The sequence below is a fragment of the Microbacterium sp. 05T445 genome (genome assembly GCF_056395865.1).
The window spans coordinates 72652-88872 of the sequence record NZ_JBFTKJ010000002.1; the positions used below are offsets into that span (position 1 = coordinate 72652).

Below are 16221 nucleotides of genomic sequence, written 5' to 3' on the forward strand. Positions count from 1 at the left end.
GATCCCCTAGGCTTGACGGGTCCCAGCCTGTCAGAGAAGAAGAGGCGAGAACGGTGCCCGACCGTCGCGAAGATCGGACGATCCACACGGATCGTCCGGCGGATCGATCCGCTGACGAGACCCTCCCGACCGTGCGCGAGGTGATCGCTCTCGAGGCGGTCGCGCAGGGCGTGCCCGAGGTGATCGTCGGAGACGAAGCGCTCGACAAGCGCGTGCGCTGGCTGCACGTGTCCGACAGCGCGGGCGTCGCCCGCCTGCTGGACGGCGGGGAGCTGCTGATGTCGACGGGATCGTCGTGGCCGGCCGAACCGGCCGATCTGCACCGGTTCATCGACGCCCTCGCCGATGCCGGACTGTCGGGCCTGGTCCTGGAGCTCGGCACCCACTACCGCTACGTCCCCGCCGTCGTCGTCGAGGCCGCGCGCGCCCGCGGGCTGGCGCTGATCGTGCTGCACCGCGAGGTGAAGTTCGTCACCCTCACCGAGGCGGTGCACAGCCGCATCATCACCGGGCAGACCGATGCGCTGCGCGCCCGCGACGAGGTGCGCGAGCGCTTCACCGCGCTCGTGCTGCGCGGCTCGCCCGCCGACTTCATCGTGCACCAGCTCGCCCAGACGCTCGGCGCACCCATCGTGCTGGAGAACCTCGGCTACGAGGTCGTGGCCGCCGAGGTGCCGCTCGCCCTGGAGGAGGAGCTGTTCACCGAGTGGGAGCTGCGCTCGCGGTCGGAGCACCGCCGCTCGGAGCAGCGCAGCGACCGCGGCACGCCGCCGGGCGCGGAGGACTGGCTGATCGTCCCGGTCGAGGCCCGCGGCATCCGCTGGGGCAATCTCATCGCCCTTCCGGGGCCGGATCACCCCGCCGGGCGCATCGCGGTGCTCGAGCAGGGGGCGATCGCCCTCGCCGTGGGGCGTCTGGCCGACGGCGATGCCGACGAGTGGGCGCGCATCGGCCGCCGCCGCCTCGTCGACGGACTGCTCGCCGGTCGGTTCGCCGGCGTCGGCGGCGCCGCCGCCCGGCTCGAGGCGGCTGGGCTCCCGCTGCGCGGTGCGAAGCTCTACGGCCTGGTCGTCTCCGGCGCGCCCGTCGCGGCGGAGCGGGCGGATGCTGCAGCCCGCGCTCTGCGCGGCCGTGCCCTGGCGGGTTCGGCGCCGACCGGAGTCCTCGCCCCCGCCGCGACGCTGCTGGTGTCGCTGCCGGCCGACGTCGTGTTCGACGACGCCGCGGTGCTGGCGTTCGTGCGCACGCTCGTCGACGCCGCCGACGCCGACCGGGTCACGGTGTCGGTCGGCCGTGCCGCGGAGGGGATCGACGCCGCCCTCGCCTCGGTGCACGAGGCGGTCGACCTCGCGGGCGGGCGCCGCCGCCGCGCCGGGCGCGGCCCGCAGCTGCGCCGCGCCGACAACCGCCCGCTGGTGCAGCTGGTCACGGCGCTGCGCGACGACCACCGGGTGCTCGAGCACGGTGAGCGCATGCTCGCGCCGCTGATCGCCCACGACCTGTCGCGGTCGGGCGACCTGCTCGACGTGCTCGAGGCCATGCTCGCCCACCCCGGCAACCGCACCGCGGCGGCCGGGGCATCCCATCTCTCGCGGTCGGTGTTCTACCAGCGGATCGCCCTCATCGAGGAGCTGCTCGGCTCCGACCTCGACGACGGCGAGACGCAGACCGCGCTGCACCTCGCACTGCTGGTGCGCCGCTCGGCGGGCCGCTGAGCGTTCGGCGCCGCAGACGCGGAACGGGCCGGACCCCGCGGGGTCCGGCCCGTTCGTCGTGCACGCGTGCGCGTCAGCCCGAGATGTAGACCTTCCGCAGCGTCTCGTCGATCGTCCAGACCGTCTTCATGCCGGCCGTCAGGCGCACCACGGCGCCCGGCGCGAGCGTGATCGGCTCGAGCCCCGGGTCGTCGAACGCGACCGTTCCCGAGCCCGACAGCACGACGAACACCTCGTCCGCCTCGACGTCGGTCGAGGTGCCGGGAGTGTGCTCCCAGACGCCGATGCCCGCGCCGGCGATCTCGCCGAGCTCGAGGTACCCGGTCGTCGGCGCACCCGCCACCACCTGCTCGGCGGGCAGCGGCTCGTGCGCGAGCGTCAGGGACGCGGCATCCGTCACGATCCCGGGGTTCACGAGTCGAATCCCAGTCCGAGCGCGTCGAGCGTCTTCAGCAGCAGATTGCGCTTGCCCTTGTTGTGGTCGGCGCGGTCCAGCGACCAGCGTGTGGCGTTGATGCCCATCGAGGCGGCGGGCTCGGGCGGGAACGGCAGCGGGCGCTTGCGCACCATCTCGAGCTCGGTGCGCTCGTTCTCCACGCCTTCGAGCAGGTCGAGCATGACCTCGCCGGCGAACCGGGTGGAGCCGACGCCGAGGCCGGTGAAGCCGGCGGCGTAGGCGACGCGCTTGTCGCGCGCGGTGCCGAAGAACGCCGTGAACTGCGTCGACGTGTCGATCGCGCCGGCCCACTGGTGCGTGAAGCGCAGGCCCTCCAGCTGCGGGAACGTCGTGAAGAAGTGGTTCGCGAGCTTGCGCCACGTCTCGGGACGGTTCTCGTACTCGGAGCGCACCTTGCGGCCATAGTGATAGATCGCGTCGTACCCGCCGAACAGGATCCGGTTGTCCTTGGTGATCCGGTAATAGTGGAACTGGTTCGCCATGTCGCCGATGCCCTGACGGTCCTGCCAGCCGATCGAGGCCAGCTGCTCGTCGGTGAGCGGCTCGGTCATGAGCACGTAGTCGTACACCGGCACCGTCATGAGGCGGTTGCGCTTGATGAGCGACGGGAAGACGTTGGTGGCGAGGACGGCACGGGATGCCTCCACCCGCCCCTGGTCGGTCACGACGACGACGCCGGGGCCACTGGTGTCGAGGTCGGTGACGTGCGAGCGTTCGAAGATCTCGACGCCGCGCTCCTCGCAGACGCGAGCGAGCTCGGCGGCCATGCGCGCGGGGTGCACCATGCCGCAGGAGTCCTTCTCCCACACCGCCGCGAGGTAGGTGGGGGAGTGCACGGATGCCTGCACCTCGGCCCGGTCGAGGTAGACCGCGCCCTCCTCGCCCTCGGCGGCCCACTCCTTCAGCCAGTCGACCTGGTGGGGCTCGATGGCGGGGGCGAGCATGCCGGTCCGCTCGAACTGGAAGTCCATGCCGTAGCGGCCCTCGGACGCCTCGATCGCGTCGAGGTTCTCCCTGCCCAGGCGCTCGAGCGTCGGCATCTCCTTCGGCCAGCGGGCCATGCCGTTCTCGTGCCCGTGGGTGAGGCTCGCCTCGCAGAACCCGCCGTTGCGACCGGATGCCGCCCAGCCGGCGCGCTGCGCCTCGACCACGACGACCTTCGCGCTCGGGTCGCGCTCGGTGGCCAGCAGCGCCGTCCACAGCCCCGTGTACCCCCCGCCTACGACGACCAGGTCGGCGCGGTGCGTGCCCACCAGGGCCGGCCGGTCGGGGGTGAGGTCCGCGGGGAGGTCGTCGCGCCAGAACACGGAGTGCGCCGTGTCGGCGAGAGAGTGCTCAACGACGGATGCGGTCGGCCGCTGTCGTTCGAAGACGGTCGTGCCCACGGTTATCAACTCCGATGCGATGTAGGGTCGTTCCCCATCCTCGCGGGTCGGCACCGGGCATGTCGCCGGCTCGTGTCAGGAGTTCCGGGTGCGGCCGGACAGGTTGTCGGGCCGGGCGCTCGCGCGCTCGGTGCGCCGGACACCCTGTCGCGCGGTGGGAACCCCGGAGTCAGCCGGCGACGAGCTCGCCGACGAACGTCTCCACATCCGCCACCCGGGCATAGCTGCCGTCGAGTGCGGCCATGAAAGCCAGGTGCACCTGCGTGCCGGGCACCGTCCGGCCGTCGTAGGCGAGGTCGGGAGCGGCGCAGGCGTCCTGCGCGACCGCGATGCGGAAGCCCAGATCGGATGCCGCACGCACCGTCGCGTCGACGCACATGCTCGACATCATGCCCGCCACGACGATCTCGTCCGCGTCCGCGGCGCGCAGCAGCGCCTCCAGGCCGGTGCCGAGGAACGCATTGGGCTCGTGCTTCACGACGACGTGCTCCTCGCCGTCGGGCGCCACGCGGGGATCGAACTCCACCCCGGGGGTGCCGGATGCGAAGAACGCGGCATCCGGTCCCTCCCACACGTGCTGCACGTGCACGACCCGCTCGCCCGACGTGCGGAACGCGGCAAGCAGCCGCGCGGCGGCGTCGGCCGCGGCATCCGGGTCGACCAGCGGATGACGCCCACCCGGGAAGTAGTCGCGCTGGATGTCGATGAGCAGCAGCAGTCGGGTCACCGCTACAGCATAGGGGCGCCGAAACGGGCTCAGGCGTCGGTTGCGGCGTAGACCCGCTCGCCCTCCACGAACGTCTGCAGCACGCGGGTGGCGCCGATCTGGTCGGCGGGCCCGGCGAACGGGTCGCGATCGAGCACGACGAGGTCGGCGAGCTTGCCCGGCTCGATCGTCCCGGTGACGTCGTCGAGATGGTTCACCCAGGCCGAGCCCGCGGTGTAGGCGACCAGCGAGGTCGTCAAGTCGATGGCCTGCTCGGGGTAGAAGGGGTCGTAGTCGCCCTCCTCGTGGCCGGGCACCGCCATCCGGTTGACGGCGGTGTGGATCGCCGCCAGCGGATCGGGGGTCGACACCGACCAGTCGCTGCCCGCCGCGAGGACCGCGCCCGACCGCTGCAGGTCGCCGAACGGGTACTGCCAGGCGCTGCGCGTCTCGCCGAAGAACGGCAGCGTGAGCTCGACCATCTGCGGCTCGTACGTCGCCCACAGCGACTGCATGTTGGCGGCGACGCCGAGCTCGCGGAAGCGCGGGATGTCGTCGGGGTGCACGACCTGCAGGTGCGCGATGTGGTGGCGGCGGTCGCCGCGGCCGTTGCGCGCGATCGCGTGCGCCACGGCATCCAGGCACTCCCGCACGGCGCGGTCGCCGATCGCGTGGAAGTGCACCTGGAACCCTTCGGCGTCCAGGAGCGGCACCGCCTGATCGAGGATCTCGGGCGGCACGAACGAGATGCCCGCGTTGTCGGTCGCGTGCCCGTGGCCGTCGCAGTACGGCTCGAGCATCGACGCGGTGAAGTTCTCGGCGACGCCGTCCTGCATGATCTTGACGCTCGTCGCGGCGAAGCGTCCGGCGCGGTAGGCCTCGCGGCGTTCGAGGATCGACGGGATCTGCTCCAGGCCGCGCGTGCGGTCCCACCAGATCGCGCCGACCACGCGGCCGGTAAGACGCCCGTCGGCGGCGGCCGCGAGATACGCGGGCGCCGGGTCGCCGGCATCCCCGTACGATCCCACGATGGCGTCCTGCCACGCCGTGACGCCGAACGAGTGAAGGTACTGCTGGCCGACGAGGAGGGCCTCGGTCAGGCGCTCGAGCGACTCCTCGGGCAGCAGCCGGTTGACCAGGCTCATCGCGCCCTCGTGGAGGGTTCCCGACGGATCGTCGTGGGCGTCCCGCTCGATGCGCCCGTCCGCGGGGTCGGCGGTGCCGCGGTCGATGCCCGCGAGGCGCAGGGCGGCCGAGTTCACCCACGCGCCGTGGCCGTCACGGTTCGGCAGGAAGGCCGGACGAGACCCCGTGACGGCATCCAGCGCCGCCGCCGTCGGTGTGCCGCCCGGGAACGCCGACATCTGCCAGCCGCCGCCGAGGATCCACTCGTCGGACGGATGCTCCTTCGCGTAGCGGCCGACCGCGTCGAGGTACTCGTCCGCGGTGGCGTACTCGGACAGGTCGCACCGGAGCATGTCCAGGCCGCCCCACACCGGGTGCACGTGTGCGTCCTGGAAGCCGGGGACGAGCATGCGGCCGCCGAGATCCACGACCTCGGTCGCGCCGCCGACGAGCTCGCGCACCCCCTCGCCGACCGCGACGATGCGGCCGTCCCGCACCGCGACGGCGTCGGTGCGGGAGCGGACGGCGTTCGCGGTGAACACGGGGCCGCCCGTGAAGACGAGGTCGGCGAAGGTCATGGGTACTCTCCTCGGGTTGTCGCGGGGTCGCGCCGCCTCGCCGCGCCGGCGGGACCGGCGGGCGGGCGCAGCGAAGGGTCGGGTCAGCCGCCCGCCATCGTGCGGGCGATGTCGGCCGCCGAGTCGCCGGCGCGCTTGAGCACGATCGCGACCACGGCCAGCGCGACGAGGGTCAGCAGCAGCATGATCGTCGACACCGCGGCGATCTCGGGGCGCAGACCCGTGCGCACCGACCCCAGGATGTACACCGGCCACGGCGTCGATCCCGACACCGAGACGAACGCCGCGATGACGGTGTTGTCCAGGCTCAGCGTGAACGACAGCAGGAAGCCGGCGAGCACCGCCGGCAGGGCGAGCGGGAAGGTCACGCGGCGGAACGTGGTGAACGGGGTCGCGTACAGGTCGGCGGATGCCTCCTCCAACTGCGCGTCCAGGCCGATCAGCCGCGCCCGCACCAGGTACGAGACGATCGCGATCGAGAACAGCGAGTGGCCGACGACGAGGCGGACGATGCCGTTGTTGAACAGCCCGAGCCCCCAGTCCTGGCCGAGCGTCACGAGCCACGGCAGCAGCGCCACCGCGTCGACGATCTCGGGCGTCACCGACACCAGCAGCAGCAGCCCCAGGAACCACCACACCCACTTGCCGGGATGCCGCGCCATCGCGATGCCGGCGAGGGTGCCCAGCACGCTCGCGAACACCGCGGCGATGAAGCCGGTCTGCACCGAGATGAGCACCGCGTCGCGGATCACGTTGTTGGTGACGATCGCGGCGAACGAGTCGAACCCGAACTGCGTGAACGAGGTGAGCAGGCGCCCGGTGTTGAACGAGTACGCCACCACGACCGCGATCGGCAGGAACAGGAACGCCAGCACCGCGATGCCCCAGATCGTGAATCCGACGTCGCCGCGGGAGCGCTTGGCACGCGGCCGGACGGTGCTGCGGGCCGAGAGGATCGTGCGCGTGTCGTCGGCGACCGGGCGCGAGTCGACGGCGGTCATGCGGCACCTCCTGCGGGAACGGCCGCGGCGGCGGCCGGAGACGGGACGGGGTCGAGCACGACGCGGTTGTGCAGCCGGAAGGGGATGCCGACGAGCCACACGAGCGCGAACGCCACGCCGGTGGTGAGCATCACGATGAGGATGAGCATCACCGCCATGGCCGAGCCGAGCGCCCAGTTCTGCGCGGTCTGGAACTGGATCGCCACCATCTGGCCGATCATGTTGCCCTTGGCCCCGCCGAGGATCGTCGCGGTGATGTAATCGCCCATGAGCGGGATGAACACCAGCAGCACGCCCGCGACCAGGCCCGGTCGCGCGATCGGCAGCGTCACACGCAGGAAGGTCGTCCAGCGTGCGGCGCCGAGATCCTTGGACGCCTCGCGCAGCGAAGGGCCGACGCGGTCGAAGGCGACGAACAGCGGCAGGATCATCAGCGGCAGGTAGTTGTACACGACACCCAGCAGGACCGCCTGGCGCGTGTACAGGATCTCCAGAGAGCCGAGCCCCATCGACTGCGTCACTCCGGACAGCCAGCCGTTGGGGGCCAGGATGATCTGCCACCCGATCGTGCGCACCAGGAAGTTGGTCCAGAACGGCACCATCACCAGGGCCACGAGGAGGCCGCGGCGTGACGGCGGTGCCTTCACCGCCATCCAGTACGCGACGGGTGCGCCGATCGCCAGACACGCGAGCGTGCCGACGATGCCGATCCACAGCGTGTTCTGGAAGGTGGCGAAGAACGTCGGCGTGAGCACCTCGAGGTACCGGTCGAACGACAGGACGTCGTTCGCGTGGGTGCCGAAGATGCCGGGCTTGTAGCCGAAGCTGAACCAGACGACGTAGCCGACTGGGATGACGAAGAAGAAGAGCAGCCACGCCCACGCGGGGAACGCGAGGGCGATGCCCGCCTTCTTACGCACCTGCCGCCGCCTTGACCTTGTTGTAGATGTCGATGACGCGAGGCAGCGCGTCGTTGACCTCGCCCTCCTCCATCGTCGCCAGCTGCTCGGGCGTGAAGAACACCATGTCGAGGAGGGGGAGGCCCGCATCGGCGGCCGCCTGCTCGATGTCGGCGACACCGGTGTGATACCCGATGTAGTCGAGCTCCTTGAGTGACACCTCGGGGTCGAGCACGTAGTCGATGAACGCGTGCGCGGCCTCGGGGTGAGGGGCACCGACCGGGATGGCCCAGTTGTCCATCCAGATCTCGGTCTTCGGGCCGGCCAGCACCCACTGCCAGCGGTCGGGCTCGCTGCTCTCCATCAGGGCGAGGCGCACATCGCCGTTGTAGGCCTGCATGAGCACGTGCGAGGCCTGCTGGATCGCGCCGCCGCCCGGGTACGAGTCGAACGCCTCGATGTGCGTGGCGAGCGTGTTCACCAGGAAGTCCTCGGCCGCGTCGAGGTCGGCGGTGTCGGTCGTGGTCCACGGGATGCCGTTTGCCCAGAAGTAGGCGCCGGTCAGCTCGCCCGCGTCATCGAGCATCGACGTCTTGCCGCTGGCCTCGTTCTGCGCGGCATCCAGGAAGTCGGCCCACGTGGTGAGCTCGCGCGTGATCACGGTCTTGTCGTAGACGAACCCGGTGGTGCCCCAGTCCTTGCAGATGGAGTACTCGTTGTCAGGGTCCCACGCGCGGCCGACGAACGCCGTGTCCAGGTTCTTGAAGTTCGGGATCAGGTCGCGGTTGAGCTTCTGCAGCAGCCCGTTCTGCACCATCTGCTGGATGTAGACCCCGGTCGGGACGACGATGTCGTAGCCACCGGTGCCCTTGGCGGCGGTGAGCTTGGCGATCATCTCCTCGTTGGAGTTGAAGGACGACATCTCGACCTTCGGGCCCTTCTCCTTCGTGAACGTCTCGACGACCTCGGGGTCGTCGTAGTCGCCCCACGTGTAGATCGACAGGTCGCCCTCCAGCGCCCCGCCGGTCGCGGCGGGCGCAGCAGACGCGCCGCCGCCCGGAGTGCAGGCGGTGAGGATCGCGGCCGCGCCGGCCGCGGCAGCCACGCCGAGGAAGCCGCGGCGGGTCAGCTCGCGGCGGATCGTGGGGGCCGCGTCGCTGCTGACCAGCATGCGGATCGGGGACTGGGGCATCGTTGTCTCCTGGGGGTCGGGCGCGAGAAGAGCGAGTGGATCAGGCGGCGGGGGGAGCGACGTAGCCGCTGTCGGCGGCGGCCTCGTCGGCGGGGAAGAGCAGGACGTTCTCGGCATCCCACGAGCACAGCACCGCGTCGCCGACGGACAGCGACGGGGCCTCCGGGGTGGGGCGGCGCGCGATGATGCTCTTGTCGTCGCTGACCCGCACGAGGTACTGCATCGTCTCGCCGAGGTGTGCGACGCCCAGGAGCGTGCCGCGGACGGAGTTGACGGATGCCTCCGCCCCGCCGTCGGCCGCGATGCGGACGAACTCGGGGCGCACGGCCGCCTGGCCGGTCGCCAGTCCCGCGAGGCCCTGGGCCGTCGCACGCACCCGCGCCACGGGGGAGTCGACGGCGCTGCCGTCGTCGGTCACGGCTCCGGTGAAGAAGTTCTGCTGCCCGACGAACGCCGCGACGTAGGCGGAGGCGGGGCGGGCGTACACCGTGTCGGCGTCGGCGATCTGCTCGATGCGGCCGTGCCGCATGATCGCGATGCGGTCGCTCATCGACAGCGCCTCGCCCTGGTCGTGCGTGACGAACACGAACGTGATGCCCAGGCGCGACTGCAGCAGCTTAAGCTCGAGCTGCATCTCTTCGCGCAGCTGGCGGTCCAGCGCCCCGAGCGGCTCGTCGAGCAGCAGCACGGCCGGGCGGTTGACGAGCGCGCGCGACAGCGCGATGCGCTGCTGCTGGCCGCCCGAGAGCTGGGTGGGCTTGCGGTCGGCGAAGCCGCGCATCTGCACGAGGTCGAGCGCCTCGGCGACCCGCGCGCGGATCTCGGCCTTGGGGGTCTTGCGCTGCTGCAGCCCGTAGGCGACGTTCTCGGCCACAGTCATGTGCGGGAAGAGCGCGTACGCCTGGAACACTGTGTTGACGTTGCGGCGGTACGGCGGCTGGCCGAGCACCGAGGCGCCCGAGATGCGGATGTCGCCGGCATCGGGCTGCTCGAAGCCGGCGATCATGCGCAGCGTGGTGGTCTTGCCGCAGCCCGAGGGGCCCAGCAGCGAGATGAACTCGCCCGGCTGCACCGTGAGCGACAGGTCGTCGACCGCGATCTGGTCGCCGTAGTACTTGGTGATCCCCGACAGGACGACCGCTCCGCGCGCCGCCTCGTCGGTGGGAGCCTGATCGCCCTGCGTCGCCTGCGCTGCGGGGGCCGTACCTGTCGACATCGTCACTCGTGAGGTCCTTCTCGTGGCGGGTCGTGCGACGGTGCACGACCTGTTCGGGTGTGTGAGGTATTCAATATCGCAGGGTGACCGGTCGCAATGCGGCCGACGCCGAACCAGACGATCGGGGTGTGTCTCCCGTCTGGCACGACAGAACGTCTGGGTGGGCGTGACGGCCAGGAAACCGCCGTGTTTCCGGGGTGTGGCGGGCATCGGCGGCGGACCGGCCCGGCCGGGGCGACAGTCCGTCCGTTGCACGATCGAGACCTGACCGGCGTGCCGGCAGGCACGGGCGGGAGCGGATCGGGCAGGTTCAGCGCTGGCAGGACGGGCACCAGAACACGACGCGTTCGCGCGTCGGGTCGGCGCCGAGCCGGCCGCGCCGGATCAGGGTGCCGCAGCGGCGGCACGGACGTCCTTCGCGGCCGTAGACCCACGTGGTGCGGCCGCGACGCGCGTCGCCGGTGAACGTGCGGTCGATCCGGTCGCGGTTGGCGCGGATCATGCGGGCGCCGAGATCCACGAGGGCGGCGGCATCCGTCTCGTTCGCGGGAGTGGTCGGGAGGATGCCGCGCACGAAGAGGATCTCGTTCGCGTACTCGTTGCCGAAGCCGGCGATGTTGCGCTGGTCCTGGATCGCGACGTGCACCGGGCGGGCGTCGGCGGCCAGATGCGCGGCGGCCGCCGCCGGATCCCACGCGTCGGAGAGAGGGTCCGGGCCGAGGTAGCCGACCAGCTCCTCCTCCGTGGCGGTCGGGACGACCGAGATCTCGGCCAGGTCGAACCCGACGGTCTCCCATTCTTCGTCGCCGGGCGTCGTCGCGCCGATGATGGCCCGTGCACGGAACGCCGGGGCACGCCAGCGCTCGCCGCGGCGATAGACGTGCCATTCGCCCTCCATCTTGAGGTGCGTGTGCAGTGTCCACGAGCCGATGCGGTGGAGCAGGTGCTTCCCTCGGGCGACGACCTCGTGGACGAGCTCGCCGCGCAGATCGACCGTCGCGACCTGCGGCACGCGGAGCTCGAAGCGCGTGACCGTCGCGCCCGCGAGCGCCGCGTCGAGCTTTCGGGCCGTGCGGAAGACGGTGTCGCCCTCAGGCACGCGCGCCCTCGCGGATCGCGTCGCCGGCGGTGAGCCGCCGCAGCGTGAGCCCGCGCGGCGACTCCACGAATCCGGCATCCCGCAGGGCGCGCCCGACCGACGTGCCGTACACGAACGCCCCGTTGACCTGCTCGATCGTGAGGGTGTCCAGGCGCCGGGCGCGCGCAGTGGCCGCGAGTGCCTGCGTGGCGGCGGCGAGCACCGGCTCGTCGCCGGTGAACGCGAGCGCCGATTTGCCGCCGCGCTCCAGGTACAGCGCGAGCGCGCCGTCGACCAGGACGACGAGGGCTCCCGCCTTGCGCCCGGGGCGATGCCCGACGCCCTCGAGCGCGGGCCACGCGAGGGCCGCGCCGTAGGGATTGGCCGGGTCGGTGGCGGCGAGCGTCACCGCCCGCAGCGGCGGAGGATCGGAGAGGCCGGCGAACTCGCGCAGCCGGTCGACGGTGGCGGATGCCGCGAACTGCGCCGCGCCGAGCTTCTCGATGACGTAACCGCGGCGGCAGTGCCCCGCCTCCTCGAAGCCTGCGAGCACGCGGTACGTCTGGGCGAACCCGCCGGGCACGCCCTCGGCCTGCACCGCGCCGCGCGTGACGACGCCGTAGCGGTCGAGCAGGAGGCTCGCCGTGGCGGTCGCCCGCAGTGCGGGATCGGGCTCGGGGGCGGCCAGCAGCGACCATCGTCCGCCGATCGCCGGCGGACGCGCGGGGACGGTTGCCGCCACCGTGCGCACCGCGGCGCCCCGGTAGAGGCGGGCCCGGGGTGTGCGCCGGCTCACGCGATGGGCCTGCGAACCGCCCGACACGAGGGAGCGCACGGGGGCGAACGTGTCGTTGGTCACCAGGCCGGCCCATGTCAGCCGCCAGAGCGCATCGATCACGGACTGCTCGTTCTCGGCGCCGGTCGCCTGCCGCAGCTGCGCGGCGAAGTACGCCCCGCCGCCGGCGAGCGCGGCCAGCAGCTGGGCGTCGAGAGAGCCGGGCGGCACCTCCTCCGCCTCGTCGGGGAGCGCGAGCGTGAGCGGCACCGCGTCGGCGGGATGCAGCGCGATCCAGCCGTCCCGCCCGGGCAGGCTGCCGTGCCCCGACCACACCACCTCGCCGGTGGCGGTGAGCTCGTCGAGCATGCCCGGTGCGTAGTCTGCGACGCGCGCCGGGAGCACCAGCGACTCCCACGCGCTGGCCGGGATGGGGACGCCGGCGAGCTGCTCGATGACCGCGGCGACGCCGTCGACGCCCTCGAGCGGGCGGGTGACGTGCTGCCACACCGGGAGGAACCGGGCGTAGGCGTGCTGCGGCACCGGCTCTACGCTTCCTCGGATCGCCGCGAGCGAGCGCATCCGCAGCCGGCGCAGCACCTCGCCGTCGCACCATTCGGTCTCGTCGGCGCGGGCGGTGGTCGCGGTCTGCGGGAGGAAGAAGCCGCTGGTGACGCGTCCCTGAGACTCGAGCCGCTGCAGCGTGAGTCGCGCGACGGCGACGCCGATGCCGAGGCGGTCGGCGACGGCATCCGCGGTGAAGGGGCCATGCGTGCGTGCGAACCGTGCGATCAGATCGCCGAGGGGGTCGGCGACGGGCTCCAGGAACGCGGTCGGGATGCCGACGGGCAGCGCCGCGCCCAGCGCGTCGCGCAGCCGCCCCGCGTCTTCGATCGCGGCGACGCGGGTGCGGCCGGCGATCGTCACCGGGATCGCACGTCGGGCCGAGACGAGCGCGTCCAGGAGAGCGGATGCCTCCGCCTCGGTGGCGTGGGCGGCGACGGCGTCCGGATCGAGGCCGGCCTGCAGCCGCTCGGCGACCTCGGCGGCATCGAGCGGACCGAGCAGCCGCAGCAGATCGGCGGCGCCTTCGAGCCCGCGGGCGCGGCGCTCGGGATCCAGGCGCTGCGCCTCGCGCTCGAACTGGGCGATCACGTCGGGGTCGAGCAGCTCCCGCATCTCGACCTTGCCGAGCAGCTCCGACAGCAGGGCCGGGTCGACCGAGAGCGCAGCGGCCCGGCGCTCGGCGAGAGGAGAGTCGCCCTCGTACATGAATGCGCCCACGTAGCCGAAGAGCAGGTCGCGGGCGAACGGCGACGGCTGCGCGGGCTCGGTCTCGATGAGCCGGATGCGGCGCTCGCCGATCCCGCGCATGAGGCGCAGCAGCGACGGGACGTCGTAGACGTCCTGCAGCACCTCGCGGAGCGTCTCGAGGATGATCGGGAACGTCGGATACCGCCGCGCAACCTCGAGCAGCTGCGCAGAACGCTGCCGCTGCTGCCACAGCGGTGTGCGCTTGCCGGGGTTGCGGCGCGGCATCAGCAGCGCGCGGGCAGCGCACTCCCGGAACCGGGAGGCGAACAGCGCCGACCCGCCGACCTCCTCCGTCACGATCTGGTCGAGCTCGTCGGGATCGAACACGAAGAGGTCTGCGCCGGGCGGCTCGGCTGCGGCATCCGGGATCCGCGCGATGATCCCGTCGTCGCTGGCGACCGCCGACCCGTCGACCCCCAGCCGCTCGCGGATGCGCGCGTTGACGGCGAGCGCCCACGGCGCGTGCACCTGCATGCCGTACGGGGAATGGAGGATGACGCGCCAGTCGCCGACCTCGTCGCGCCCGCGCTCGACGGTGAGCTGGCGGTCGGTCGGCAGGGTTCCGGTGGCCTCGCGCTGCTCGGCGAGATAGGCCAGCAGATTGTCTTGCGCGAACTCGTCGAGCCCGGCGTCGCGCAGCCGCGACTCGGCCTTGTCGGGTTTCGCCGCCGACACCTCGCGCGAGAACCTGCCGAGCGCCTCGCCGAGCTCGGCGGGACGGCCGATGCCGTCGCCGTGCCAGAACGGCACCTTGCCGGGTTGCCCGAAGGCCGGCACCACGTTGACGCGGTCGTGGGTGATCTCGACGATGCGCCAGCTCGTGGTGCCGAGGGTGAAGACGTCGTTCACCCGGGACTCGTACACCATCTCTTCGTCGAGCTCCCCGACGCGGGCGTTCTGGGACTCGCCGGCGACGAAGACGCCGAACAGGCCGCGGTCGGGGATCGTGCCGCCGCTGGTCACGGCGATGTGCTGCGCGCCGGGGCGCCCGGTGAGCACACCGAGATCGCGGTCCCAGATGACGCGCGGACGCAGCTCCGCGAACTCGTCGGACGGGAACCGGCCGGCGATGAGGTCGAGCGTCGCCTCGTAAGCGGACCGGGGGAGCGAACGGAAGGGCGCGCTGCGCTTGAGCGTCTCGTACCAGCCCTCGACGTCGACGGGGCCGATCGCGGCGGCGGCCACGGTCTGCTGAGCGAGGATGTCGAGCGGGTTCTGCGGGATCGCGATCGCCTCGATCTGCCCGGCGAGCATGCGCTCGGTCACGATCGCGGTGTGCAGCACGTCGCCGCGGTGCTTCGGGAACAGCGCCGCGCGGCTCACCTCGCCGACCTGGTGACCCGCACGGCCGATGCGCTGCAGGCCGGATGCCGCGCTCGGGGGCGCCTCGACCTGGATCACGAGGTCGACCGCCCCCATGTCGATGCCGAGCTCGAGGCTCGACGTGGCCACGACACAGCGGAGGATGCCGGACTTCAGCTCCTCCTCGACCTGTGCCCGCTGCTCCTTCGAGACCGAGCCGTGGTGCGCCTTCGCGAGCACCGGCTCGGCGCCCGCGGTCGCGCCGGCCTGCGCCATCATCGCGGCGGGGACGGTCTGCTCGGGCAGATCGAGCCCGAGGCGCTCGGAGTAGATCTCGTTCAGTCGCCCGGTGAGGCGCTCGGCGAGGCGGCGCGAGTTGCAGAACACGATCGTCGAGCGGTGCTGCAGGATGCGGTCGACGATCGCCTCTTCGACGTGCGGCCACACCGAGCCGGTCATCTCGGTCTCGCCGGCGCCGGACGCGCGGCGCGACGAGGCCGACTGGCCGTCGGCGAACCAGTCCTCGTCGATGGGCTCGTCGTCGCTCGCGTCCGATCCGTCGCCGGAGCCGTCGGAGTGGTACGGGCTCGGAGGCGGCGGCGGGTTCAGCATGTCGCCGATCGGCACCACGACCTTCATGTCGAACGCCTTGGTGGCCCGCGGGGCGACGATCTCGACGGGCTCGGCGCCGCCCAGGAACCGCGCGACCTCGTCGATCGGTCGCACCGTGGCCGACAGCCCGATCCGCTGCGCCGGTGCGGCATCCGGAGCGAACGCGCGCCGCAGCGCATCCAGCCGCTCGAGGCTCACCGCCAGGTGCGCGCCGCGCTTGGTGGCGGCGACGGCGTGCACCTCGTCGACGATCACCGTGTGCACGTCGCGCAGCGTCTCGCCCGCCCGGCTCGTCAGCATCAGATAGAGCGACTCGGGCGTCGTGATGAGGATGTCGGGAGGCGTCTGCACGAGCTTGCGCCGGTCGCCGGCGGGGGTGTCGCCCGAACGCACGCCGACGGTGACGTCGGGCACGGTCAGCCCCAGGCGCCGCGCCGACTGCCCGATCCCGACCAGCGGCGACCTCAGGTTGCGCTCGACGTCGACGCCCAGCGCCTTCAGGGGCGAGATGTAGAGGATGCGCGTCGCCGGGGCGGCGGCATCCGCCCGCCTCTTCCTGCCTGCCGGCACGGGGGGAGCGGCCGCCTTGTCGTGGAAGACGCGGTCGATCGCCCAGAGGAAGGCCGACAGCGTCTTGCCCGACCCGGTCGGCGCCACCACCAGCGCGTGCCTGCCGGCGGAGATCGCCTCCCACGCGCCCTTCTGGGCGGCGGTGGGCGCATGGAAGGCGCCCCGGAACCAGTCCTGCGTGGCAGGACCGAACCGTTCGAGGACGTCGCCCATCTCTCCATCTTCGTCGCGATCGCCGACATCCGGCCAGATCAGGCCCGCATCGGGTCGCCAGACGCGCCGGACCCGCGCCGCGG

Annotated in this window: 11 protein-coding genes; 1 reads left to right on the forward strand and 10 read right to left on the reverse strand. The window is 72.2% G+C overall.

Annotation, left to right across the window (positions count from 1 at the left end; genetic code table 11):
- The first annotated feature begins 131 nt into the window (after positions 1–131).
- Positions 132–1715: a PucR family transcriptional regulator gene (locus AC1DDU_RS09890; RefSeq protein WP_477433616.1), complete on the forward strand. Its 1584-nt coding sequence runs from the start codon at positions 132–134 to the stop codon at positions 1713–1715.
- A gap of 73 nt (positions 1716–1788) precedes the next feature.
- Here the strand turns inward: AC1DDU_RS09890 and AC1DDU_RS09895 are convergent, their stop codons facing one another.
- The 10 genes from AC1DDU_RS09895 to AC1DDU_RS09940 form a co-directional block, all read right to left on the reverse strand.
- Entirely contained in the window at positions 1789–2130 is a 342-nt protein-coding gene (locus tag AC1DDU_RS09895) for a cupin domain-containing protein (RefSeq protein ID WP_477433618.1), read from the reverse strand.
- The gene (locus tag AC1DDU_RS09900; protein WP_477433620.1) at positions 2127–3557 is read right to left on the reverse strand and encodes an NAD(P)/FAD-dependent oxidoreductase; all 1431 of its coding nucleotides are present in this window, start codon (positions 3555–3557) and stop codon (positions 2127–2129) included. The genes AC1DDU_RS09895 and AC1DDU_RS09900 overlap by 4 nt, the downstream gene beginning before the upstream one ends.
- 169 nt (positions 3558–3726) lie before the next feature.
- Positions 3727–4284: a cysteine hydrolase family protein gene (locus AC1DDU_RS09905; protein ID WP_477433622.1), complete on the reverse strand. Its 558-nt coding sequence runs from the start codon at positions 4282–4284 to the stop codon at positions 3727–3729.
- Between the two features lie 29 nt (positions 4285–4313).
- On the reverse strand, positions 4314–5966 hold the full coding sequence (locus AC1DDU_RS09910; protein WP_477433624.1) for an amidohydrolase: 1653 nt from the start codon (positions 5964–5966) through the stop codon (positions 4314–4316).
- An 83-nt stretch (positions 5967–6049) separates the two neighbouring features.
- Positions 6050–6967 carry an ABC transporter permease gene (locus AC1DDU_RS09915; protein ID WP_477433626.1) on the reverse strand — a complete coding sequence of 306 codons (918 nt, stop codon included), beginning with the start codon at positions 6965–6967 and terminating at the stop codon, positions 6050–6052.
- On the reverse strand, positions 6964–7887 hold the full coding sequence (locus tag AC1DDU_RS09920) for an ABC transporter permease (protein ID WP_477433628.1): 924 nt from the start codon (positions 7885–7887) through the stop codon (positions 6964–6966). The genes AC1DDU_RS09915 and AC1DDU_RS09920 overlap by 4 nt, the downstream gene beginning before the upstream one ends.
- Positions 7880–9058 carry a polyamine ABC transporter substrate-binding protein gene (locus AC1DDU_RS09925; protein ID WP_477433630.1) on the reverse strand — a complete coding sequence of 393 codons (1179 nt, stop codon included), beginning with the start codon at positions 9056–9058 and terminating at the stop codon, positions 7880–7882. Before AC1DDU_RS09925 ends, AC1DDU_RS09920 begins: the two co-directional genes overlap by 8 nt.
- A 40-nt stretch (positions 9059–9098) precedes the next feature.
- Complete coding sequence (locus AC1DDU_RS09930; protein WP_477436789.1) at positions 9099–10274, reverse strand: ABC transporter ATP-binding protein; 1176 nt, start codon at positions 10272–10274, stop codon at positions 9099–9101.
- A gap of 310 nt (positions 10275–10584) precedes the next feature.
- On the reverse strand, positions 10585–11373 hold the full coding sequence (locus AC1DDU_RS09935; RefSeq protein WP_477433631.1) for a DNA-formamidopyrimidine glycosylase family protein: 789 nt from the start codon (positions 11371–11373) through the stop codon (positions 10585–10587).
- Positions 11366–16138 carry an ATP-dependent helicase gene (locus tag AC1DDU_RS09940; RefSeq protein WP_477433633.1) on the reverse strand — a complete coding sequence of 1591 codons (4773 nt, stop codon included), beginning with the start codon at positions 16136–16138 and terminating at the stop codon, positions 11366–11368. The genes AC1DDU_RS09935 and AC1DDU_RS09940 overlap by 8 nt, the downstream gene beginning before the upstream one ends.
- Positions 16139–16221 lie beyond the last annotated feature (83 nt).